This is a genomic window from Bythopirellula sp. (genome assembly GCF_041737835.1).
GTDB lineage: Bacteria > Planctomycetota > Planctomycetia > Pirellulales > Lacipirellulaceae > Bythopirellula.
In genome coordinates, this window is the sequence record NZ_JBGSQY010000031.1 from 177,545 (window position 1) to 199,456 (window position 21,912).

At 55.4% G+C, this 21,912-nt stretch carries 19 protein-coding genes; 14 read left to right on the plus strand and 5 right to left on the minus strand.

Annotated elements, in window-relative coordinates:
• Window positions 1-175: 175 nt before the first annotated feature.
• Window positions 176-1,348 (minus strand): GNAT family N-acetyltransferase, encoded by a 1,173-nt coding sequence (locus AC6T8Q_RS10065; RefSeq protein ID WP_500678953.1) that lies wholly within the window; start codon window positions 1,346-1,348, stop codon window positions 176-178.
• 153 nt (window positions 1,349-1,501) lie between these two features.
• Between AC6T8Q_RS10065 and AC6T8Q_RS10070 the strand changes: the two genes are divergently transcribed.
• Complete coding sequence (locus tag AC6T8Q_RS10070) at window positions 1,502-2,647, plus strand: hypothetical protein (RefSeq protein WP_500678954.1); 1,146 nt, start codon at window positions 1,502-1,504, stop codon at window positions 2,645-2,647.
• 2 nt (window positions 2,648-2,649) lie between these two features.
• Here AC6T8Q_RS10070 and AC6T8Q_RS10075 read toward each other — a convergent pair whose 3' ends face one another.
• On the minus strand, window positions 2,650-2,925 hold the full coding sequence (locus AC6T8Q_RS10075; protein WP_500678955.1) for a type II toxin-antitoxin system RelE/ParE family toxin: 276 nt from the start codon (window positions 2,923-2,925) through the stop codon (window positions 2,650-2,652).
• Window positions 2,926-2,929: 4 nt separating this feature from the next.
• Window positions 2,930-3,154, minus strand: a complete 225-nt coding sequence (locus AC6T8Q_RS10080) for an addiction module protein (RefSeq protein ID WP_500678956.1) — start codon at window positions 3,152-3,154, stop codon at window positions 2,930-2,932.
• A gap of 205 nt (window positions 3,155-3,359) precedes the next feature.
• Here AC6T8Q_RS10080 and AC6T8Q_RS10085 point away from each other — a divergent pair, with 205 nt between their 5' ends.
• Both AC6T8Q_RS10085 and lepA read left to right on the plus strand, forming a co-directional pair.
• Window positions 3,360-4,394, plus strand: coding sequence for an ROK family protein (locus tag AC6T8Q_RS10085; protein WP_500678957.1), 1,035 nt, complete (start codon window positions 3,360-3,362; stop codon window positions 4,392-4,394).
• Window positions 4,395-4,474: 80 nt separating this feature from the next.
• The gene (gene lepA, locus AC6T8Q_RS10090) at window positions 4,475-6,292 is read left to right on the plus strand and encodes a translation elongation factor 4 (protein ID WP_500678958.1); all 1,818 of its coding nucleotides are present in this window, start codon (window positions 4,475-4,477) and stop codon (window positions 6,290-6,292) included.
• A gap of 11 nt (window positions 6,293-6,303) precedes the next feature.
• Here the strand turns inward: lepA and AC6T8Q_RS10095 are convergent, their stop codons facing one another.
• Window positions 6,304-6,849: a hypothetical protein gene (locus AC6T8Q_RS10095; protein WP_500678959.1), complete on the minus strand. Its 546-nt coding sequence runs from the start codon at window positions 6,847-6,849 to the stop codon at window positions 6,304-6,306.
• Here AC6T8Q_RS10095 and AC6T8Q_RS10100 point away from each other — a divergent pair.
• Genes AC6T8Q_RS10100 through AC6T8Q_RS10110 form a run of 3 tightly spaced genes read left to right on the plus strand, consistent with a single transcriptional unit; the run spans window position 6,848 to window position 8,300 of the window.
• A complete protein-coding gene (locus AC6T8Q_RS10100; protein ID WP_500678960.1) occupies window positions 6,848-7,051 on the plus strand; it encodes a hypothetical protein in 204 nt (67 codons plus the stop codon). The genes AC6T8Q_RS10095 and AC6T8Q_RS10100 overlap by 2 nt on opposite strands.
• Before the next feature lie 30 nt (window positions 7,052-7,081).
• Window positions 7,082-7,738, plus strand: coding sequence for an adenylate kinase family protein (locus tag AC6T8Q_RS10105; protein ID WP_500678961.1), 657 nt, complete (start codon window positions 7,082-7,084; stop codon window positions 7,736-7,738).
• A 49-nt stretch (window positions 7,739-7,787) separates the two neighbouring features.
• On the plus strand, window positions 7,788-8,300 hold the full coding sequence (locus tag AC6T8Q_RS10110) for a GNAT family N-acetyltransferase (protein ID WP_500678962.1): 513 nt from the start codon (window positions 7,788-7,790) through the stop codon (window positions 8,298-8,300).
• Between the two features lie 13 nt (window positions 8,301-8,313).
• Here AC6T8Q_RS10110 and AC6T8Q_RS10115 read toward each other — a convergent pair whose 3' ends face one another.
• The gene (locus AC6T8Q_RS10115; protein WP_496920201.1) at window positions 8,314-8,601 is read right to left on the minus strand and encodes a hypothetical protein; all 288 of its coding nucleotides are present in this window, start codon (window positions 8,599-8,601) and stop codon (window positions 8,314-8,316) included.
• Window positions 8,602-8,917: 316 nt separating this feature from the next.
• On the opposite strand from AC6T8Q_RS10115, the gene lepB (AC6T8Q_RS10120) reads away from it, so the two are divergent.
• The 8 genes from lepB (AC6T8Q_RS10120) (at window position 8,918) to AC6T8Q_RS10155 (ending at window position 21,491) form a co-directional block, all read left to right on the plus strand.
• Entirely contained in the window at window positions 8,918-10,054 is a 1,137-nt protein-coding gene (gene lepB / locus AC6T8Q_RS10120) for a signal peptidase I (RefSeq protein WP_500678963.1), read from the plus strand.
• Between the two features lie 337 nt (window positions 10,055-10,391).
• The gene (locus AC6T8Q_RS10125; protein ID WP_500678964.1) at window positions 10,392-11,123 is read left to right on the plus strand and encodes an SBBP repeat-containing protein; all 732 of its coding nucleotides are present in this window, start codon (window positions 10,392-10,394) and stop codon (window positions 11,121-11,123) included.
• Window positions 11,124-11,136: 13 nt separating this feature from the next.
• On the plus strand, window positions 11,137-11,562 hold the full coding sequence (locus tag AC6T8Q_RS10130) for an SBBP repeat-containing protein (protein WP_500678965.1): 426 nt from the start codon (window positions 11,137-11,139) through the stop codon (window positions 11,560-11,562).
• A 612-nt stretch (window positions 11,563-12,174) separates the two neighbouring features.
• A complete protein-coding gene (gene lepB / locus AC6T8Q_RS10135; RefSeq protein WP_500678966.1) occupies window positions 12,175-14,223 on the plus strand; it encodes a signal peptidase I in 2,049 nt (682 codons plus the stop codon).
• 86 nt (window positions 14,224-14,309) lie between these two features.
• The gene (lptB, locus tag AC6T8Q_RS10140; protein ID WP_500678967.1) at window positions 14,310-15,155 is read left to right on the plus strand and encodes an LPS export ABC transporter ATP-binding protein; all 846 of its coding nucleotides are present in this window, start codon (window positions 14,310-14,312) and stop codon (window positions 15,153-15,155) included.
• Window positions 15,156-15,214: 59 nt separating this feature from the next.
• Window positions 15,215-16,339, plus strand: coding sequence for a TIGR03032 family protein (locus AC6T8Q_RS10145; protein ID WP_500678968.1), 1,125 nt, complete (start codon window positions 15,215-15,217; stop codon window positions 16,337-16,339).
• A gap of 172 nt (window positions 16,340-16,511) precedes the next feature.
• Window positions 16,512-17,372: an SDR family oxidoreductase gene (locus AC6T8Q_RS10150; protein ID WP_500678969.1), complete on the plus strand. Its 861-nt coding sequence runs from the start codon at window positions 16,512-16,514 to the stop codon at window positions 17,370-17,372.
• Between the two features lie 183 nt (window positions 17,373-17,555).
• Entirely contained in the window at window positions 17,556-21,491 is a 3,936-nt protein-coding gene (locus AC6T8Q_RS10155; protein WP_500678970.1) for a choice-of-anchor Q domain-containing protein, read from the plus strand.
• Window positions 21,492-21,912 lie beyond the last annotated feature (421 nt).

The following is a 21,912-nucleotide window of genomic DNA, read 5'->3' on the forward strand; positions in this document are numbered from 1 at the left end:
AGCCCGGCAAGACCCTCGTCTAGGGTAACACATCACGGCTGAGATGGCTAGCACAAAGGCACTGGTATTTGGCACTCAAAGACCATAATGCTAATGGTCAAATGTCGGTGCGAGATGCGTGAACTTAAACCTGTTACAGCCTCGTCGCGAGTTAATACTTCGCTACGGAAGCACTTTAAGATGAAAGTGCCGGCTTACTTGCCACCACTTCTTCAGCAGCCAGTTGCTGCCGCAACCATTGGGTGATTCTGATTCCCTGCGATCGCCAGGAATTCCACGGGTAGTAGCTATAGCGGTAGCTCTGTTCCACGCCCGTGCGAAAGCGTGCTTTGAAATCGAATTCTCCGATACCCAAATCAAGCACGCGATCACCGCGCAGAAAACTATCTTCGATAAAGAGGGCGAGCAGAACTTTTCCCACTCCCAACTCGCGGGCCTGGCGGTCGTAGCCCATGCGCAGCCCAAAGATGGTGCCCGCATGGTGGTAGTTGTATTGATAAGCGAGCGGCTGACCCGCCACGCGCAAGATCGCCACGTCGAGCATGCCGAGTCTCGCCGCTTCGGCGTGACAATCTTTGAGAAACGGCAGCACGTCGGCATGGCAAATCGTATTGCCATTGTGGGCGTCCGACTGCCAGCTTCGGCGTGAAACGGCAAGGCACTCATCAAAGAGGTCCCAACGCGGATCGACTTCGCCCACAGTGGGACGATATCTGACGAATTCGACGGGCCCCAGCTTTTCAAGATTCCGTGCTTGCCGGCGGATCTCGTGGCGCCATTTTTTGTTGAGGCCGTTGAAATAGGTTTCCCAATCCGTCGAATCGAATTCGATGAGCGACGTTTGTTGGAAAATGCTCTTCTGAGGTTTCCAGCCAACGGCCGACATCGCCCGGCCGGTCATGTCGTGATCTTCCGAAGTCCAACGGAGGTCGATCAGGTCCCAATCGCGGTCGGTCTGGCGAATGTGCTGCAAGGCCATGAACATCGTGGCCGAGGGATTGGGGCCCAGCGGTCCGGCCCACATGCCCCAGTCGTTGAGCGGGTAATTGAGTACCCTGACCTTCGCCAAGCGGTGAACTTCTTCTGCCACGCAAAGCGGCACGATTCCGACGATCGTTTCCTCGGACCGCACGACCAGCACGCGCATCCGGCGGTTCGCTCCGAAATGTTTCCAGAACGTGTTGAACCAACTGAAAGTATGAAAGAACGAGAAGCGGGGCGTTTGTTGGGCCAGAGAATCCCACGCGATGGCGTAAGATTGAAGATCCACGAGGGAATTGATTTCGACGACGTCCGCCATGGCTGGCCTCAGTGAGCTGGAGTCGAGCTGGCCGTAAGCGTCGTTCATTTTGCAAGGTTCATGCCGAGAAGGATTTGCTAAAATCAAAGATACTTCGCCCGGGGGAATCGAGCGGAATTCTTACGGAAGTTCGTCGCGGAGTGCGTGGCATTTTGGCATCATGTGGCTTTCCAGCAACAAACAACCAACGGATTAGCACTTGTGAGTGAGGCTTCTTGGCAAAATCTGATCACGGCCATCCATTCCAGTGGCAAACAATCGGTAATCGCCATCACGGGAGGTGGCAGCGCGGCGATTGGCAGGCTGCTGGAAGTGCCCGGCGGATCGCGGTCAGTGATTGAAGCCGTGGTGCCGTATGCTTCGAGCGCGCTGACCGATTTGCTGGGGGGTACGCCGGATCAATATTGCAGCGAACCAACGGCTCGCGCGATGGCGATGGCGGCCTGGATGCGCGGGCGGAATCTTTCTCCCGCCGCCGATCCGCTAACACTCGTGGGCATCGGCGTGACCGCCAGCCTTGTGAGTGATGTTCCTAAACGGGGCGATCATCGCATTCATGTGGCGTGGCAGACCGCGACGCAAACATGTTCGTTGACTTTAACACTCACCAAGGGGGCACGAACTCGCGAACACGAAGAACGAATCGCGGCTGACCTGGTGTTGCTTGCGATGGCGGAAGCATGCGGAGTTGATGCTTCTATCGGCTACAGCGAACTTCAAAAACAACTTGAAACGGCTGAGCAAATTGAGCGATTGTCGCAAGTTGCTGACCCTGCGTGGAAAAAGCTTCTACTTGGAGAAGCACACTGTGTCCTTTGTGGCGAAAACAAGCAACCAAAGATAGTATTTCCCGGCGCGTTCAATCCCTTGCATCAAGGTCATCGCGAAATGGCGCGGATTGCCGTTGAACGCTTAGGCAGCGAGCTGTGCTATGAAATCTCGCTCGCCAATGTCGATAAGCCATCGCTCGACTTCATTGAAATAAAACAGCGGATCACCGGCATACAGAAACAAGACCGGGGTAAAGAACTTTTGTTGACGACTGCGCCCACGTTTTGCGAAAAGGCCGAGTTGGTGCCCAACGCGACTTTCGTCGTAGGTGTCGACACGCTCGTGCGGATTGCTGATCCCATATATTACGGCAACGAGGCCGCCAAGCGCGATCAAGCCATCGCCGCCATCACCGCGGCAGGTTGCCGGTTTCTGGTTTTTGGCCGCACGTGTTCGGGAGACTTTCAATGCCTGAGCGACGTGGAGATTCCCACCGCGTTACGAGCGATCTGCGACGAAGTCCCCGCGAGCGAATTCCGGGAAGATATTGCGTCGACGGTGCTGCGGCGTGTTTAGTACTAATACGAGTCGCGCGCCGTGTGTCGAACCGCGACAATCAATATCCCTTCGGAGTCGTTGCGATAAGCGATGTAATAAGGAAATTTTTTGAGCAGCAAATAATGATGTTCAGTATAGAGCTTGGGGAATCGCTCTGGCTCACGAACGATCTGAGAAACAGCGTCGTCGATTTCTTGTTCCAAACGCTCAGCAGCAGGTACGCTTTGATCGAGATACCATTGTAGCGCTTCGGCGATATCGTTTTCAGCCGACGAAAGTATTCTGACGTGATTCATCAGTTTACTTTTGCCCAAAAAGTCGCTCGCGTGCTTCTTGCCAGGAAGTGGTGCTCTCCTGGCCAGCATCGTAGGCCGCCGACCTCCGCTGCACCTCGGCAATTTCCTGGGCTGGTAGGTTAGGCCACTGCTCCGGGGGGAGGCTATTCCAGATTTGATCGATCAGCCAAAGCCGTTGCTCGGGGGCCAACATTTTTGCCGCGTCGACGAGTTCTGTAGCAGTATTCAAGCTTTTGCTCCTGGGACGTTTGTCGGGGGGAAACGACAGACACGGGTTATTGTAGTTTCTTCGGTTACGGAGCGTCAAATTTCTAGCTGCGGCGGTAACGTGCTGCTCAATGCCCGCTGTATCTCGAATTGCGGCCCGGGGGCGGCAATTTTATACTGGTGAGTTCGATTTCTTCCCGTTTCGACCAGTATATGACCACACTTCCATGACCGGCTCCAAGTTTATTATCACGCTCGCCGAAGCCGAGCTTCCTCTGTTCATCGGCATCGATGTCGGCGGCACGAACATCAAGCTGGGGTTGATCGACAACCGTGGCCGCACGCTGGCTTACCATTCCGTGCCGACCGAAGTCGAACGTGGTGCAGACGATGCCGTCCGCCGGATGTGCGAGGCAGTAAATGAGCTGTTGAACAAAGCCGGAGCAAAAAAATCCGACGTCGCGCGAATTGGCGTCGCGACACCGGGACCGATGGATATTAAGGCCGGCATGATTCTCAAACCAGGGAATTTGCCAACGTGGTGGAATTATCCCATTCGTGATCGTGTGGCCGAAGCCTGCGGCAAGCCCGTCCGTTTTGCCAACGATGCCAATGCGGCGGCGTTTGGCGAATATTGGCAAGGCGCGGGCAACAGTTCGCGCAACATGGTGCTGCTCACCATGGGCACGGGCATTGGTGGTGGGATCGTGCTCGAGGACTATTTGATCGAAGGGGCACACAGTTGCGGGGCGGAATGTGGATTCATCATCATCGAATCCGATCCTCAGGCACGGCGCGATACGCAAAACCTCACCGGCACGTTGGAAGGCTACTGTGGTTCCTACGGCGTTGTGGGTCGAGCCGTCGACGCGCTGCAAGCGGGTCGTGATAGCAGTTTGGCGACCGTACTGAAAAACGAAGGTGAGATCACTCCTTTGGCGATCGCCGATGCCGCGGAAGCGGGCGATGCGCTCGCTTTGGAAGTCGTGATGGACACGGCCAGATACCTGGCGATTGGCATCGTGACCTTGATTCACACGGTCGATCCCGATAGCGTTGTCCTCGGCGGGGCGATGACTTTCGGTGGTGCTGGTCACCCGCTCGGTGAAAAATTTATCCAACGGGTCCGCGATGAAGTCCGCCCCCGGATTCTCACCGCGCTCCAAGATTCGCTGCGGATCGAATTCGCCCGACTAGGCAGCGATGCGGGTTTCGTAGGCGCCGCCGGCCTTGCTCGCCTCGAACACCGCCAGAAGAATTAAAAATAACAACACATTCATTTACTCAGCCCCAACCCCTATCCCCACCTGACCTCCGACCCCCGACCCCGGCCTCTCCCTCAATGACCGCACCTCAATATATTCGAAATTTCTCGATTGTGGCTCACATCGATCACGGCAAGAGCACGCTCGCTGACCGCCTGATGGAAGTGACGGGCACGGTGAGTGTCCGTGAAATGAAAGAGCAACTGCTCGACGACATGGCCTTGGAGCGTCAGCGCGGCATCACGATCAAATCCCACGCCGTGACGATGCACTACGAATACAAAGGTTATAAGTATGAGTTGAACCTCATCGACACGCCGGGGCACGTCGATTTTCAATACGAAGTGTCACGGTCGCTCGCTTGCTGCGAGGGTGCCGTGCTGTTGGTCGATGCATTTCAAGGCGTGGAAGCTCAAACCGTGGCGAATGCTTATGCCGCGATGGAACACGACCTCACGATCGTGCCGGTGATGAACAAAGTGGATCTCATCCACGCGCGGCCCGACGAAGTCAAAGCGGAGATGGAACACACGCTGGCGGTCAACGCCGACGAGATTCTGGGGTGCAGCGCCAAGACTGGCATGGGATGCAAGGAGATTCTCGATGCGGTCATCGAACGCGTTCCAGCTCCCAAGGGCGATCCCAAGGGCCCCTTGCAAGCGATGATCTTTGACGCGGTCTACGACGAATACCGCGGGGCGATTACGTATATTCGCGTGATGAGCGGCACGATTACCAAGGGGCAGAAGATCAAATTTCTTCAACAAGGGACCGTGCACGAAGTCCTTGAGTTGGGTCACTTTGTTCCCCATCGCAAGCCGTCATCCAAACTTGCAGCCGGTCAGGTGGGGTACTTGATCTGCAACATCAAGTCGCTCGACAAGGTCCACGTCGGCGACACCGTGAGCACCACCGATGGAGAAGCCGACCTGAAGCTGCCCGGCTATCAAGAACCCAAACGGATGGTGTTCTGCGGCCTGTATCCTTCGGATGGTCAGGACTTCAAACAATTGCGTGAGGCTCTCGATAAGCTTGTGATCAATGACCCCAGCTTTGAGTTCTCACCGGAAACGAGCGATGCCTTGGGCTTTGGCTTCCGCTGTGGTTTCCTAGGGCTCTTGCACATGGAGATCGTGCAGCAACGGCTCGAACAGGAAGCTGACATCGATCTCGTGCAGACCGCGCCCAACGTCACGTATGAGATCGTCAAAAAGAATGGCGAAACCATCGAGGTGCATACGCCGCAAGACGTGCCCGAAGTGGGGGATATTGAAGAATTCCGCCAGCCAATTGTGCGGGTGAGTTTCGTGCTCCCCACGGAGTACATCGGAGGCATTATGAAATTGTGCAGCGACCGCCGCGGCACTTACGTCCGCACGGAGTATCTCTCGCCAACGCGGGCGATGTTGGTTTACGACCTTGCGCTAGCCGACGTCATTTACGACATGCACGATAGGCTCAAGAGCACAACCCGCGGCTACGGCACGATGGATTACGAACTCCTGGGTTATGAATCGGGCGATCTCGTGCGGATGGATATTCTGGTCAAGAACGAGCGGATCGACGCGCTGTCGATTGTCTGCGATAAGCGCGATGCCGACGTGCGGGGCAGGGCGGTTATCAAAAAGCTCAAGCAGGAAATCCCCCGCCACATGTTCGAAGTGGCGCTGCAAGCCGCCATCGGCACGCGAATCATCGCCCGTGAAACCATTTCGGCGATGAAGAAGAACGTGACCGCCAAATGCTACGGCGGCGACATCACCCGCAAGCGCAAGCTCTGGGAAAAGCAAAAAGAAGGCAAGAAGCGGATGAAGTCGATCGGTTCGGTCGACATTCCTCAAAAAGCCTTCCTCGCGGTGCTGGAGACCGGTGAGGAAGAAGGGAAGAAGAAATAGCGGCTGCTATCTCAGCTTTCTTCCACCGCCTCTTCGATGGGTGGCTTCGTCGATGCCGTCCAATGGCGCGCGAGCACGTAGATCACGCAAAAGGCCCCCAACGTGTAGGCCGCTCCCAAGCTCCACACTATCGATTGATGTCCGCCAGCACGATCGAGTTGCCTGATCGTCAGCGACGCCGAGATCACGAAGAATAACAAAAACAGCGAGCTGAAACCGACGACGAACGCACGGTCGACTTCGCGATAGCGCTGCTGCGATTCGAGCCAATGCTCCCAGCCCAGCAAATCGCCGATCCTGGGTTCCACGACTTCGCGCAAGTAGCGGCCCGCGCGGCTGATGTTACTTTCTTCGGCGATGAACGAGAGCATGATCGCCAGCAACAAAAAGGGAATCGAGGCATTGGCAAACGCTGAAGGTTGTGCCGCGGCCAAGTAGCCCGACGCGAGGACCAAAAAGATCCCCACGATCAACAGCCAAAACACGCGTGATTTCGATTCGCTGATTTCGGCACGCAAGGAAATATATTGTTGCTTCGAGAAATCGTCGGAACTCATGAGAATCACCTCCGCCAGTTGGGCGATTGAGTTAAGAAAAGAGCTGAGCAGAACTGCAGAAAAGGGAGCGCAAGCAGCTTGGCTGTTTGCGCTTTCAAGGAGCCGTCCTTATCGTAACCCTAGAATAGTCGCTTCACAACTACGCGCGGTTCTTGAAGTTTATCCGTTTATGATTGAAAATAAGAGCATGCGTGGCGGGTAACATAGATTCTGGGAATCGAAGGGACATGCCATGCACAAATACATAATCATGGGAGTGCAAGGTTGCGGCAAAGGGACGCAAGCCAAACTGCTCTGCAAGCGATTTGATCTCACGCATATCAGCGTCGGCGACATCTTTCGCTGGAACATTCAAACGCACACCAAGCTAGCCGCACGCATCAAGCGCATCATGGACGCTGGACAACTTGTCTCGGATGAGATCGTCGAAGAAGTGGTTCGCCGTCGACTTGAAGAACACGATTGGAACTATGGTTTCGTGCTCGACGGCTTTCCGCGAAACCGCCCGCAGGCGGAATTCTTTTTGGAAAGCTATGACATCGACGCGGTAATTTTAATCAACGTGCCTGATGAGGTCGTGTTCGAGCGCGTTCAGGCCCGGCGACTTTGTTCGCGTTGCGGGTTGGACTACAACCTGATGCACCACCGCCCGGCAGTGGAAAATTGCTGCGATGTCTGCGGAGGACCGCTCGAAATACGCCGCGACGATCATCGGGAAGCGATTCAAGCGCGGCTGGCCGATTATCACGCGCTAACGCGGCCGGTCGTAGAATTGTTCCGCTCAAAGGAACTGGTCGTGGAAGTGAATGGTTGCACAAGCGTTGAGGAATTGCACCAGGAAATCTGCGCGCGGCTGGAGATCGCTCCCATCACAAAGATTTCCTTATGAAAGTCTTGACGCTAAACGCCACCATTTGTGATCAATAGGGTATGAGATCGTGACCGCATTTCTTTTGACCGAACGATTATCGTTCCGCGAATTGACCGAAGCCGATCTCGACTTTTTAGCCGAGATGCTCTGCGATCCTGAAGTGATGCGACATTATCCCTACGTGTTCGACCGCGCGGGTGTGCAAGAATGGCTCCGTCGCGCGCTTGAGCGACAAGCGCGCGACGGACTTTCATTTTGGTATGTCGCCAATCACAAAACGGGCGAGCCCGTCGGCCAAGTCGGCATCTTGAAGCAAGACGTCGATGACATGGTCGAAACAGAGATTGGTTACATGCTTTTGCGTCGGCAGTGGGGTCAGGGTTACGCTCACGAAGCCACGACAGCACTCCGTGATTATGCTTTTCAAACCCTAGGCAAGCAGCGCGTGATCTCGCTTATCAGACCAGCCAATATTCCGTCCCAGCGAGTAGCGCTCGCCTATGGCGCAAAGCCGGAAAAAATGGTGGTTTGGCGCGATTACGAACACCTCGTCTTCGCGCTGGCGAATCAACAGGCTTGAAGGCTGGCCTTGATCACTGACCGCAAGCGCACCCACCGGCACCCATGGTGGGGCCCATCATCATCGCACCGCTATCGAAGCCGGCCGAGACGGCGGTTCCACCCGAGCAGCAAGGATCACATGGTGGTGGGCAGCACATCGGTTGACACATCGGCTGGCAAGCTGGCGCACATTGTTGCATATGGCCAACCATCGGAGCCGCAGCCGTTTGGTTACGGAATAAACCGTTCCGGCATGCACCACAACCGGTGGCATTGAGGATCATCACCGCCACCGCAACAAACAACAAAGATTTTTTCATTACCTGCATTGTCCCCACCGGGGGACGCTCCGTTCACGTGGTTTGCCCGAGGCAATTGTCGGCCCGGCGTGAACGTGGATTCACGTCGAGCACAGTTAAGATTTCTCCACACAACCATTGCCCCTGGTGTGGCGTTTGGCAAACAGCCGGTTGATTTTTTGCCTCATTTTCTCAGCTCGCAGTACACGGCGTAGGGGTCGTGACGACGCTGTGGTTCACCGTGTGTGCAAGGAAACACTCGAAACGATTGTTCGGAGCGTGGCGCCAACGTAGGATGGCAGCAGTGGTAGGGATTTTCGTGACTGTGATTTCATCTATGTATCGCTCGCTGAACCGTTCTTCGTTGCTGAATTACGCGACTTGTACCATTGTGTTCGTACTTCTGCTGCGAACTTGGTTCATGATGGGACTCATTGAGCCGATCACGATTGCCGGCAGTTCGATGGCACCGACTTTGCGCGGACCACACTACTCATTTCACTGCACAGAATGTGGTCAGCCATTTGACGTCGGTGCGGAATTCGTCGGCGCGAATTCCCACGTCGAATGTTTGGCTTGCGGTGACGTGCAAAATTTTGGCGAAAACCGCGCCGTGAAACGCGGTGATCGCGTGCTGGTCGACCGCACCGTGTTTCAATTCCGCGAGCCAAAGCGGTGGGAAACGATCGTCTTTCACTCGCCCGATGACGCGCAACTCACAGTAAAACGTGTCGTCGGTTTGCCGGGAGAAACTGTCGAGTTGCGTGAAGGCGACGTTTGGATTGACGGTAAGATCGCAATGAAAAGCCTGTCGGAAATGCGCAAGCTCTGCCAGTTGATCCCTAGAGAAAGCGACCAATCGCGTCGTTGGCAGGGGCAGGGTTGGCATTGGCAAGACGGTGCGTGGCAGGCGGCCGCGAGCGACGATTGGCAGTGGCTCATCTATCGTCAGAGTCGGCCACTCACCGATGACACGGCTTATAACGGCGATCTATCGCGGCGGGTATTCGCAGTGCGCGATGTGGCTTTGTCGGTAAACATCGATCCTCAAGGCCCGGGAGAAGTCGCCGTTCATTTCCAGAGGAGTGGTGAATCGCTCCGCTGGCAGGGCCAGATTTCTAAAGCTGCACAACTGGAAGTTTTTACTTGTGATGGCCGTTGGCAAGTTTTTATCGATGGAACTTCTGTTGCCGATGAAAGCTGCAATACATCTTTATCGAACGCCGACGAACCAGCATTCCAAATCGGCGTACAGAATACGGACGTTTCGCTCCGCGATTTGCGAATTGATCACGACATTTATTACGCGTCGCAAAACGAAGAACTCGGCCTCCTCGAGCGGATGCCTCCCTGGGTGCTTGGAAAGAATGAATTTTTCGTGCTTGGTGACAACCATGCGGTATCGCTCGATAGCCGCCAGTGGGGGCCCGTGTCGCGGCGATTGATCGTCGGAAAGCCGCTCGCAGGCCGCTAGCAATACCTAGTAATTTGTATTCAACGAGGATGTAGGTAACACCAACAGTTCGCCAGACGTGGTTTTGCATTCTCAATCCGCAGTTTCCGGCAGATTAATAGGTGCCACCCGCGCGTAGCTCCTATGCATTTTCCCCTGAGGCTCAGCGAATTCTGTTGACTCTCATGTCGGCGTTGATATGCTGAAGTTTCCGGGCGATGCAAGTTCGTCCGCAGATTGTGTCATACCGATGTTGGTCGGCGAGATGGTCTGAAATGTCCTTCTCCTTTTGATTCGCGGTTGACGATTGTGTTGCTTGTGCGACCTGTTTCCTATTGCTTCTTGATAGGATTGCCTAATGTCTCGTTGCTTCGTGATTCGGCGATATAGAGCGTTGTTGCTACTAGGTGTGGCTGTTGTGTTGGGCAGTGGCTCGGTAGCCGAGGCCCAGGTGCTCCAATGGACCCGCCAACTGGGGACTGCCAAAGACGACGTGAGCAACGGCGTTTCTGCGGACGGTCTAGGTAACGTTTACATCTCGGGCAGTACGAGTGGCAGTCTTACAGGAGTGTCCGCCGGTAATGTCGATGCGTTCGTGAGCAAGTACAATGGGGCCGGTGCCCTCCAATGGACCCGGCAAATAGGCACTCTTAGTTTGGACAGGAGTTCTGGGGTTTCTGCCGATGGGCTGGGAAACGTCTATATCACGGGCGATACGCTGGGCAGTCTAGCCGGGACGAACGTTGGTGACTGGGATACGTTTGTGAGCAAGTACGATGAGACCGGCTCCCTCCAATGGACCCGACAACTGGGGACCGCCCGTTTCGACATGAGCAACAGCGTCTCGGCGGACGGTCTGGGAAACGTCTTCATATCTGGCTACACCCAGGGTAGTCTCGCAGGGTCGAATGCGGGTGGTGTCGATGCGTTTGTGAGCAAGTACGATGCGGCTGGATTCCTCCAGTGGACCCGACAACTGGGGACTTCATCCAATGACCGATCTCTCGGCGTCGCGGCGGACTCTCTGGGAAATATCTTCATATCTGGCTACACCCAGGGCAGGACTCGCGGGAGAGAACATCATTGGTGATTGGGATGCGTTCGTGAGCAAGTACGATGCGGGCGGCTCCCTCCAGTGGACTCGCCAGCTGGGGACTGCCAATATCGACCTGAGTAACAGCGTCTCGACGGACGGCATGGGAAACGTCTACCTTTCAGGCAAAACCTATGGCAGTCTTGGAGGAGTGAACGCTGGCTTGGACGACGCGTTCGTGAGCAAGTACGATACGGCGGGCGTCCTTCAGTGGACCCAACAATTGGGCACCGCCATTCAAGACGAGAGCTTCGGTGTCTCGGCGGATGGGAAGGGTAACGTCTACCTCTCGGGAATGACCCGAGGTAGTCTCGGGTGGGCGAACGAGGGTGGTGTCGATGCGTTCGTGGCGAAATTCGGCATTCCCGAGCCAGCCACGTCGACCATGCTGACGGTTGTCCTCGCACTGTTATCCCTAAAACGAGACAGAAGTTAGCGCCGACACTCGACCGTAGATATCCGTACTCAGACACATTCTCGTTCCGCCTGAAAGTCGGTGCTAACCTAGGGACCACTCCAGCAAGCGTATCCGCGCGGACTTCTCTCTTGTTTGAATACATCCATCATAATCACAACGATGTGTTCGCTAGAACCGAATATCGCGACCAAGGTTCATCAGACTAACGACAATCCAAGCAACTTGGCCTGGACTTGCACTCAGTGCAATCTTCACAAGGGAACGAACCTGTCCAGTATCGATCCCGAGACCTCGGCTCGCGTCGATTTGTACCATCCCTGTCAACAAAAATGGGTCGAGCACTTCCACATCGCCCCAGAAGCAAGAATCGTAGGGATTACTGCCGTGGGTAGGGCCACAGTACGACTTTTGGACATGAACGGCAGCCCCCAACTGGAACTACGCCGCGAGTTGATCGAGCAGGCCATGTTCTAATAATTTCAGCATCAGCAGGCCGCTAGCACCGTGAATGGGCCGAGTTTTAAGTTTCCCGTGGCTGGGAATTTTAGCTATATTGCCGGTCCGCTAGCGAAGTGCCGATAGCGGATGTTTTACTACTTTCAGGATCGCTAAGCCGCACCGGCTAAAAATATGGCTAAGAAGAAGACTCCTCAATATCGGCAAACGCCCTCGGCCGCTCCGCGTGAGCCTCAAGCTGCACCGGCTCTAGTCAATCGTCCACGCCGCACCGCTTCCACCGCGACGCCGCGTGGCGATGAACCACAACCGGCCAGCAGCAGTTCGGTCGCCGTGCGCGAAACGATCGAATCGATCGTGATCGCGTTCGTGCTGGCTTTTTTGTTCCGCACGTTCGATGCCGAGGCGTTTGTGATTCCGACCGGCTCGATGTCGCCGTCGCTGCAAGGTCAGCACAAAGATGTCAATTGCAGCGAATGCGGTTACCGCTTCCGCACCACGGCCAGCACCGAAGGGGAAGATCGCGACGCGATGATCGCGAGGATGAACTCCTCCAATTCCATGCAGCAGCGATCTGAACTGCAACGACAGATCATGGGCGCAGAAACCATCGCAGGCATGTGCCCCATGTGCCGTCAGACGATGTTGTTCCGCACCGACAATCTTCCCGATAACCTACCGCCGTCGATTTCGACCGAGAATGTGGAATTCGAGCCGAGTTACCCCGGCGATCGCATTTTGGTGAACAAGTATGGCTACGACTTCAACAAGCCCGAGCGATGGGACGTCGTAGTGTTCAAGTTCCCCGGTAACGGCGAGATGAATTACATCAAGCGGCTTGTCGGTCTTCCCAACGAAGAGTTGCAAGTCTATCAGGGCGACATCTTCATGCGGCCCTTGGATAAGAGCAGCGACTTCGCGATCGAGCGCAAACCGCCGCACAAAGTCCACACGATGCTCCAGCCGGTGCATGACACGAACTACGATCCCTCGATTTTGTACAACGCCGGTTGGCCGTTACGGTGGAGCGACACCGGCACGTCGGGTTGGGAAATCGTCGCGAAACCTGGCGAACAGACGGTCGCCCAGCAATTTAACTTCAACTCGAAGGATAACAACAAGGATGCCCCCGTGGCGTGGTTGCGCTATCAACATTTGCTGCCGAATGACGATGATTGGGCCGTCGCGCGGCATTTTGCCTCGACCGGTAAGGAGCTAGTTCCCAAAAAACAGTGGCAGAACAGCATCACGCCGGAGTTAATCACTGATTTCAATCCGTACAATGCCCGCGTGCAGCGTGAGCAACTTTATCGTGCGCCGTTACAAGTTGAGCCTTATTTACTCGGTATGCAATGGGTGAGCGATCTGGCGGTGGCGGCCGATGTTGAAATCCACGAATCACGGGGCGAGTTGCTGCTCGATTTGGTGAAGGCTGGCAAGCATTTCACTTGCCGCATCGATCTGACCACCGGCAAAGCGACCTTGGAGATCGAAGGCTTGGCCGATTTTTCACCAACCGCCGAAACGCCCCTTTCCAGCACGGGCGATTTTCGCCTGTTGTTCGCCAACGTTGATGACCAATTGATGCTGTGGGTCAACGATAAGCTGATCAAATTCGGCGAAGGCAATGGTGCCGCGGAATTTGACGCCGACGCTGTGTTTGGTGAGCGCAAGAATGCCATTCCTAAAACTTCGGAAGAGGATCCCGGCGATCTTTCACCCGTGGGAATTGGTGCCCGTGGTGCATCGCTCACGGTGACGCATCTCGAAGTGTTGCGCGACATTTATTACATCTCCGCGCGGGCCGACGATTATGCCGTGCCACCCCGTTGGTATGGCCCAGGCTATCACACCGATTACGAGCGCTGGGATTTCCCCGCCGAACTCCCCGATGGCAGCCAGCAAGACCCCTTGTCGTCGGAACGCCAACTCTTCCGCGACCCCAGCACATGGGACCGTTTCCTCACGCGGCATTCGCGGGAGTTTCCGGTTGAAGAGAAGCAATATTTCGTGATGGGTGATAACAGCCCCGAGAGTCTCGATTGCCGTTTATGGAAGCGCGGCAACGATTTGAAAGGTATCCCCGGCGGAGCCTATTTGGACGAACGCTTGATGACGGGCGAAGCCGCGTTCGTGTTTTGGCCCCATTCCTGGGGAAGCATCCCAGGCTTAAAGAAACTCCCCGGCTTTCCCAACTTTTGGGATATGAGAATTGTAAGATAAGCTTTTAGCAATCAGCTGTTAGCTTTTAGCCAGATTGGCTAATGGCTAAAGGCTAACAGCTTCCGTCGTCATGGAGGACGAACAACGTGTCGCTATTGCGTGCCACTGGATTGGTGAAGAACTACGGCCGTCGCCGCGTGGTAGACGGTGTCGATTTTGACGTCGAACGCGGCGAGATTGTCGGTCTCTTGGGTCCCAACGGCGCTGGCAAGACCACCAGCTTCCGCATGACCTGCGGCATGATCGAACCCGACGCGGGGCAGGTTATGCTCAATGGCCATGATGTCACCGATTGGCCTATGTATCGCCGAGCCCGTGATGGCGGGATGGGCTATCTCGCGCAGGAATCGAGCGTCTTCCGCAAGCTCTCGGTGCAAAACAATTTGCTCGGCGTGATGGAAATGCTCGGCATCGACCGCAAGACTCGCCGCGCGCGGTGCGACGAACTGCTCGATCAATTTGGCATCACCAAACTTCGCCGCAGCAAAGCGATGTCGCTCTCCGGCGGTGAACGCCGACGTTTGGAAATCGCCCGCTGTTTGGTTTCCAATCCTGAAATCATCCTGCTCGACGAACCGTTCACCGGCATCGATCCCGTGACGATCGCGAGCATTCAGGAAATCATTCGTGATTTGCGTGCCCGAGGAATCTCGATTCTGATTACCGACCATCAAGTTCGCGAAACGCTGCAAATCACCGACCGCAGCTATGTGATTCGCAGTGGCCAGGTGCTTTGCCATGGCACACCCAACGAAGTGCTGAAAAACAAAGAAGCTCGCAAGCATTATTTCGGCGAAGGAATGGACATGGGCATTTCCCCGCCCCGCATTCCGGCACCATCCGCAGCGAGCGCTACGGAAAGCCGTTTGGCCGCGCTGCGTGGCAAACTCACGGGGCATTTTCACACAACGAACGACGATGAAGCCGCTTAGTCGCTTTTCGAGTGAGCCGGGGCCGTGACGACTCGGCTCGCTGCAACTACAATGCTCGCATGAGCGACGAACCCACTGAACCTGCCGCCGACGCCCCTGCCCCGCTCCGCAGCGTGCATACGTCGAATCTGCCCCAACTTTTTGCCGAAGCAGGGATCTCGGTTCTGGTCACAACCTACCAGGCCGGCAAGCTCGTGATCTTGCGCAACAATCAGGGTGTGCTCAACACCCACTTTCGCAATTTTCTCAAACCGATGGGGATGGCCCTCAGCGGCGGCAAGCTGGCCATCGGTTGCAACATCGACATTTGGGAATTTCATAATGTGCCCGCGGTTTGCCCCCGTCTCGACGCACACGAAGAAAACAAGGAGACCGGCTTTCATCACGATGCCTGTTTCCTTCCCCGCCGCAGTCACACGACGGGCGACATTCAAATCCATGAAATGGCCTGGGTGAACGACGAACTGTGGTTTGCCAACACGTCGTTCAGCTGCCTCGCCACGCGGAGCGACATTAATAGCTTTGAACCCCGCTGGCGGCCTAAGTTCATCACGGAGTTAGTCCCCGGCGACTACTGCCATTTGAACGGCCTAGCCATGCGCGATGGCCGCGTGCGTTATGTGACCGCGCTAGGCGAAACGAACACCGTCGGTGGTTGGCGGGAAAACAAACGCAACGGCGGCTTGTTGATCGACGTCGATTCCAACGAGATCATTGTCCGTGGCCTGTCGATGCCTCACTCGCCCCGCTGGTATCGCAACAAACTGTGGCTGCTCGAATCGGGCGACGGCAGCATTGGTACGGTCGATTTGCAGACTGGTCGCTATGAGGCCATTGCCCAACTGCCGGGCTTCACGCGGGGCTTATCGTTTTACGGACCGCTCGCGTTTGTCGGTTTGTCGCAAGTCCGCGAGTCGGCCGTCTTCAGCGGGATTCCACTCGTCGAACGCTTGGAAGAACGCACCTGCGGCGTGTGGGTGATCAACATCGAAACCGGCCAGACCGTGGGCTTCTGCCGATTTGAAGACGCCGTGCAGGAAATCTTCGCCATCGAAGTTCTCACGGGCACGCGCTTCCCTGACCTTGTGAATCACGACGCTGAATTGATCGGTCGATCCTATGTGCTGGGCGATGATGCACTCGCGCAAGTGCCCGCTGATTTGCGGTCCGACAACCGCGTGTAGCCGCTCATTTTATTTTCGGCTATGCTGCAACGTTCTAAATACGAATCTGCTTGGGTGCCACTGCTGGCTTGTCCAGCAGTGCCCTTGAAACACGGGTGGGCAAGTTGCCTTGAATCCGCCGCGGCGGGCCACCCGTGGCACCCCCGGCTCATATCGTTTCTACGAGGAACACATGGAGAAGCAGCGCACTGTTCTCGTTACCGGATGTTCAACTGGGATTGGCCGCGCCGCGGCGCTGATGCTGGCCCAACGTGGCTTTGCCGTCTTCGGCGGTGTTCGTAGCGACCAACACGCCGCGGAACTTCAAGCACTACACACCACGATCAAGCCATTGATTCTCGACGTGACTTCCGAAGAAGCACTCGCCAGTGCGGTGGAAAAAATTCGCACCATCACGCCCCAGGGTTTGTATGGACTCGTGAACAACGCCGGTGTTGGCTTGCCCTCGGCCGTGGAACTCACCACCCCCGACGAGTTGCGTCAGTTGTTTGAAGTGAACACAATCGGCCCCCTGCGGTTGATCCAGGCGTGTCTCCCTATGCTGCGCGAAAACAAAGGTCGTATTGTGAATGTCACGTCGCTCAACGGAACCGTGGCCCTTCCGATGGTGGGCGCCTATTCCGCCAGCAAGTTCGCGCTCGAGGCGATTTCCGACACCTTGCGGGTCGAATTGCGGCCTTGGAGAATTTCGGTGAGCACCGTCCGGCCCGGACAAGTGCGCACGGCGATTTTCGACAAGGCAGGCGCAGCGCTCGAAGGTCGCATGGCCGCGATCCCCGACGAGTTACGTTGTGGTTACGACAAGTTGTACGCCCAAGGATTGTTTTTTAATAAACGAGGCGTGAAATCCCCCACTTCCCCAGAGGCCGTCGCAAAGGCGATTTACCGCGCGCTCACAGCCCGCCTACCGCGGCCACACTATCACGTCGGCGCGGATGCGAAGCTGCTCAAATTGGGACAGCTCACCCTGCCGACGAGAATTCTCGACCGCATCATCGCGCGGCTGATGGGAACCTTTAAGCGATTGGGTTAAAACTACAGTCGCAGAAACGCCCTAAGTCCCTTGCAGGCAAGCAGCTTGCGCTCACCGCTTCTCACGGCCATTAAAAGTTTGAGAGAATAAGTTTGCATCGCCGAGTGGATTCGCCTAGAATCACCAGCGTCTGCTCCGGTATGCAGAAGGCAACGGGGGGGAGCAGAAGGGAACGAGGCATCGATGGCAAGCTCCTCTCGGCGGCAGCAAGGTTCGCGGCACGCCCACACCCCGGCACTTTTCGCTCGCTCACCCTACGCCCGCTCGCTCCGCTGCGAAGCTCTCGAAGATCGGCGTATGCTGGCCCTGTTGACGGTCACAACCGATCAAGACGTCGTGGATCTCGACGACGGCCAAACCTCACTCCGCGAAGCGATCTTCGCGGCGAATCTCGTCCCCGGTGCCGATGAGATTCAATTCGACTTCGGCCACGATGGCCCCGCGACGATTCTTTTGACGCAGGGTGAGCTGAGAATCGAAGATTCGCTCACCATTACAGGGCCGGGGGCGGAGTTGCTCACGATCGATGCCAGTGGAATTGAAACTGTCACAAGCAGTTCGATATTTAATATCAGCGATGGCAAAGCCATGATCATTGATGCTTCCATCTATGGGCTCACATTGACTGGGGCCCAGAATTCAGCCATCAGAAATCGGGAAAATCTAACTCTGACTTCCATGATACTCACGGACAACACGAGTTCGGCTGGTGGTGCTCTTTGGATGGACTCATCATTTAATAACCAAATCATGAGTTTGAACATCATCGACACAAGCTTTGTTGATAATACGTCCACTGGCTCTGGTGGGGGAGCCATTTACTATCAGGGCGACAGAGATCAAATAACAATTCGCAACACGGAATTTTTTGGTAACAATGCCGAGTCGACGACTCGCAGTCGTGGAGGTGCGATCTCTATCCAAGGTCTCGAAAACCAAGTTGAAATCGTCGATACGAAAATCAAGAATAATTCAGCCACTGAGGGCGGAGGAGTGCATGTTCGTAGTTTTGGTGGAAATGTTCGCATCGTCGATTCTGATATCTCACGAAACACATCTTGGGCTCACGGCGGAGGTATTAGTACGGAAGTAGGTTATTTGCAAATTGATCGATCAACTATTAGCGAAAATACTGCAGGGAATGACTCGCATTCGGGCTATGGTGGCGGACTTTGGTCTAGGGCCGGTACAGCAGCCATTCACGAGTCGACAATAAGCGGAAATTCAGCCACATCGCGCGGAGGAGGTGTAAGTGTTGACGGTGGACTTCTAACAGTGCTTCAAAGTACGTTATCAGCGAATTCAAGTTTCTATGGTGGCGCTATCTATGAAAGTTCTAATAGAAGCCTAGATGTCCGTCACAGTACGGTCAGTGGCAATCATGCTCAGCGTAGTGGTGGAGGCATCCTGTCGCGTGGTATGCCCACAATTACCAATTCAACTATCGTTGATAATTCTGCTGGCTACAGCGGAGGAGGCATCTCAGCCCAGGGATTCTTGCTGGAAGGTTCTGTTGTGGCAAAAAATACTGCTCAAACAAGGCCTGATGTGTCTCATGGTCCTCTAATATCATCCTGGATCGCAGCCAGTCATTCCCTCATTGGCTTTTTCGATAGCCAATATCTTACCGAAGCTTCCATCGGCTCCCCCGATGCCAACGGTAATCTCATTGGTGGTCCGATTCACGGTGCGATCGATCCCCTGCTCGGCCTCCTCGCCGATAATGGCGGGCCAACTCTCACCCATGCCCTGCTGCCCGGCAGTCCGGCGATCAATGCGGGCGACCCGACGCTCGTCGCTGGGGTGGGCGACACCCCCGAGTTCGATCAGCGCGGCGAACCGTTCCGCCGGATTGCCGGGGGGCGGATCGACATCGGTGCGTTTGAGGCCCAATCGCTCATCGTTGATACGCTCGTCGATGAATCGGACGGCGATTTTTCCGCGGGAGATTTTTCGCTCCGTGAGGCGATTGAACTGGCCAACAAAATCGCCGGGGCGAATACGATTGAATTCAGCCACAGCCTTGCTGGCAGCACGATTTCTTTGACGATTGGCAGTCTCAATATTTCCGACTCGGTAGAAATCGTTGGCCTTGGGCAAAACGAATTGACAGTTACCAACGTCCTCACCCAGGGTCCGATTTTCAACGTCGATGATCAGTTGCCCCAGTCGCTCATCGAAGTGAGTCTTGCCGGACTCACGCTCACGGGTTCAACGAATTCCGCGATTCGCAACACCGAGGACCTGACAGTCGACTCTCTCGCGATTCGAGATAATTCCGGATTTACTGGGGGAGGTATCCGCGTCGAGATAGGCGGAACGGCACGAGCACTCGGAGCCAAACTCACCGTCCGAAACTCGATGTTCACGAACAATCAATCGACCGCGCCGAACAGCTCAAGTCGAGGTGGAGGTGGTATTTACTTTACGGGGTTCTCTGGTGAACTAACCATTGAGAACAGTGCATTCTCAGGAAATGAGGCGCTGTCGTTGGGGGGGGGTGTCTTCGTCGCCGGGCTTAACACTATCGTTCAAATCAGAGACACGACCTTCCACGGCAACACCGCGTGGCAGGGGGGCGGCGTGGCGATGATCGACGATATTACGGAAGCGGTTCAACATGCCATGTTCGAGCGGCTGATCGTGACCAATAACATTGCCACCCGGGCAGGGGGAGGGATCTACGTTTCAGGCAAAGGACTCGAGATTATTGACAGCCACATTGAAGGAAACCAAACAGTAGGAACTGCTACTGTCGCGTCGAGTGGAGAGGGTGGCGGTATCAACAAAATCGGTGGCGGCACTTTCATAATACGTGGTACAACAATTAGTAATAATCTTTCCAGCAGCGTTGGTGGAGGAATTGCATTAGTAGGGCCGTGGCTGACGCTGCTCGATTCACGTGTTGAGAATAATACTGCCAAGAGCAACGGCGGGGGCATTTCAATTCTAGGGGGCGACACTGTTGAATTGCGACAAACCTCGATCTCAGGCAATTCAACGCTGGCCAATGGCGGCGGCCTTTATGCGAGAGGTGGTAGCGGTATACAGATGCGTATTTTTGACTCCACGGTCAGTGAAAACATTGCCAACAAATCGGGAGGTGGGTTCTACATTTCGGCAGGCACGTTAGATTCGATCAACACGACCGTCAGTGGCAATCAAGCCTATGAGTCTGGCGGCGGTTTATTGTTGGGAAGGGCTGTGTCCCAAACCTCATTTCGACACAACACGTTTACAAACAATACGGCGGATGCCGATCAAAATGGCAAAGGTTCAGGTGGGGGAGTTAGCGCTCCCAACAATGTTCTCATCAACTTCGATAATACAATCGTGGCGGGCAATTTCGATCATTCAGGAGCGGCCCCAGAAATTTCTGGAATTATCAACTCGCGTTATAGCCTGATTGGCTCGGGGGCCGCTTTCCTTGGCCCTCTCGCAAATAATGGCGGACTAACCAAGACGCATTCTTTGAGGCCGGGAAGTCCCGCGATCAATGCGGGTGATCCAACGCTGAGCCTCGGTATTTATAGTATCGAGTTCGATCAACGCGGCGCACCCTTCGCACGCATTGCCAACGGGCGAATTGACATCGGCGCTTACGAATCGCAACCTGCCGCCGGCCTGCTCAACGGCGATTTCGATGGCGATGGCGACGTCGATGGGCGTGATTTTCTCATCTGGCAGCGCGGTGCTGGGACAACCCCGGCCGACAAAGCCTACGGCGATGCCACGGGCAACAATGTCGTCGACAGCCAAGACTTGGCCGTCTGGCAAGAAACGTACGGCCAATCGGGACTTAACACGTTGCCGCTTACGCTAATTGTTGATCATGAAGTGACCGACAACTCGGCCTTCTTGGCGGTGGAAGTTCCGAGCGAGATTTCACTGACGCTGAGCGATGAAACTGTCCCGTTAGGTTTTCAAGTCGGTGCGATTACGGACGAAAAGCCCACAGAGGACTTCGATTTTTCAGCGATTGCCCGTGAGCAGTTGGTGGACGAAACCACCTGGGACACAGCGTTCGACAATTGGTTCCCGCAGCGAGCCGCGTTCGATTTCGGCGACATCGCCACCCGCCGCGCGGTACGCCGAAGCGGACTCGTGATAAGTCGTTAGCTCAGAGGTCACAAAGTCTTTGTTAGCCGCAAGACGGAGCGCGTCGCAGACGAGCGAGCGGTCGAACTGGGATTGCGGATTTTGTAACAAAGGCAGTGGCCAAAGAATTCAGAAGATTTGGCCACCCCAATTGGTTAAAATACACGGCCGCCGCGAGCGGCGCGTGTTCTTTGACAATTTAAACCGTTGAGTGAATTTTGGAACACATGTTTTGTGCGTTTTGACCAAAATTCGACTCATTTTGGCACATGCGTATTTCGCAAGGGCTTGAACTTTCAGCACTTGCGACATCGCCATGTGACAAAACCCAGGAGTTTCGTCACCAAAGTTGGGACCCCAGCGCACGCGCGAAAAGTCAGCTTGGCAGTGGGGAGAGGCCGCAAACCACGCAAACCTGGCCAAGCTGGCAAACCTGAAAAGC

Excerpts from the sequence above, each read along its gene's own strand:
- lepA (WP_500678958.1), top strand. The coding sequence starts at position 4,475 with ATGACCGCACCTCAATATATTCGAAATTTCTCGATTGTGGCTCACATC.
- AC6T8Q_RS10075 (WP_500678955.1), bottom strand. The coding sequence starts at position 2,925 with ATGAATCACGTCAGAATACTTTCGTCGGCTGAAAACGATATCGCCGAA.
- lepB (WP_500678963.1), top strand. The coding sequence starts at position 8,918 with ATGTATCGCTCGCTGAACCGTTCTTCGTTGCTGAATTACGCGACTTGT.
- AC6T8Q_RS10095 (WP_500678959.1), bottom strand. The coding sequence starts at position 6,849 with ATGAGTTCCGACGATTTCTCGAAGCAACAATATATTTCCTTGCGTGCC.
- AC6T8Q_RS10065 (WP_500678953.1), bottom strand. The coding sequence starts at position 1,348 with ATGAACGACGCTTACGGCCAGCTCGACTCCAGCTCACTGAGGCCAGCC.
- AC6T8Q_RS10145 (WP_500678968.1), top strand. The coding sequence starts at position 15,215 with ATGAGCGACGAACCCACTGAACCTGCCGCCGACGCCCCTGCCCCGCTC.
- AC6T8Q_RS10105 (WP_500678961.1), top strand. The coding sequence starts at position 7,082 with ATGCACAAATACATAATCATGGGAGTGCAAGGTTGCGGCAAAGGGACG.
- AC6T8Q_RS10115 (WP_496920201.1), bottom strand. The coding sequence starts at position 8,601 with ATGAAAAAATCTTTGTTGTTTGTTGCGGTGGCGGTGATGATCCTCAAT.
- AC6T8Q_RS10100 (WP_500678960.1), top strand. The coding sequence starts at position 6,848 with ATGAGAATCACCTCCGCCAGTTGGGCGATTGAGTTAAGAAAAGAGCTG.
- lepB (WP_500678966.1), top strand. The coding sequence starts at position 12,175 with ATGGCTAAGAAGAAGACTCCTCAATATCGGCAAACGCCCTCGGCCGCT.
- AC6T8Q_RS10150 (WP_500678969.1), top strand. The coding sequence starts at position 16,512 with ATGGAGAAGCAGCGCACTGTTCTCGTTACCGGATGTTCAACTGGGATT.
- AC6T8Q_RS10125 (WP_500678964.1), top strand. The coding sequence starts at position 10,392 with ATGTCTCGTTGCTTCGTGATTCGGCGATATAGAGCGTTGTTGCTACTA.
- AC6T8Q_RS10155 (WP_500678970.1), top strand. The coding sequence starts at position 17,556 with ATGGCAAGCTCCTCTCGGCGGCAGCAAGGTTCGCGGCACGCCCACACC.
- AC6T8Q_RS10085 (WP_500678957.1), top strand. The coding sequence starts at position 3,360 with ATGACCGGCTCCAAGTTTATTATCACGCTCGCCGAAGCCGAGCTTCCT.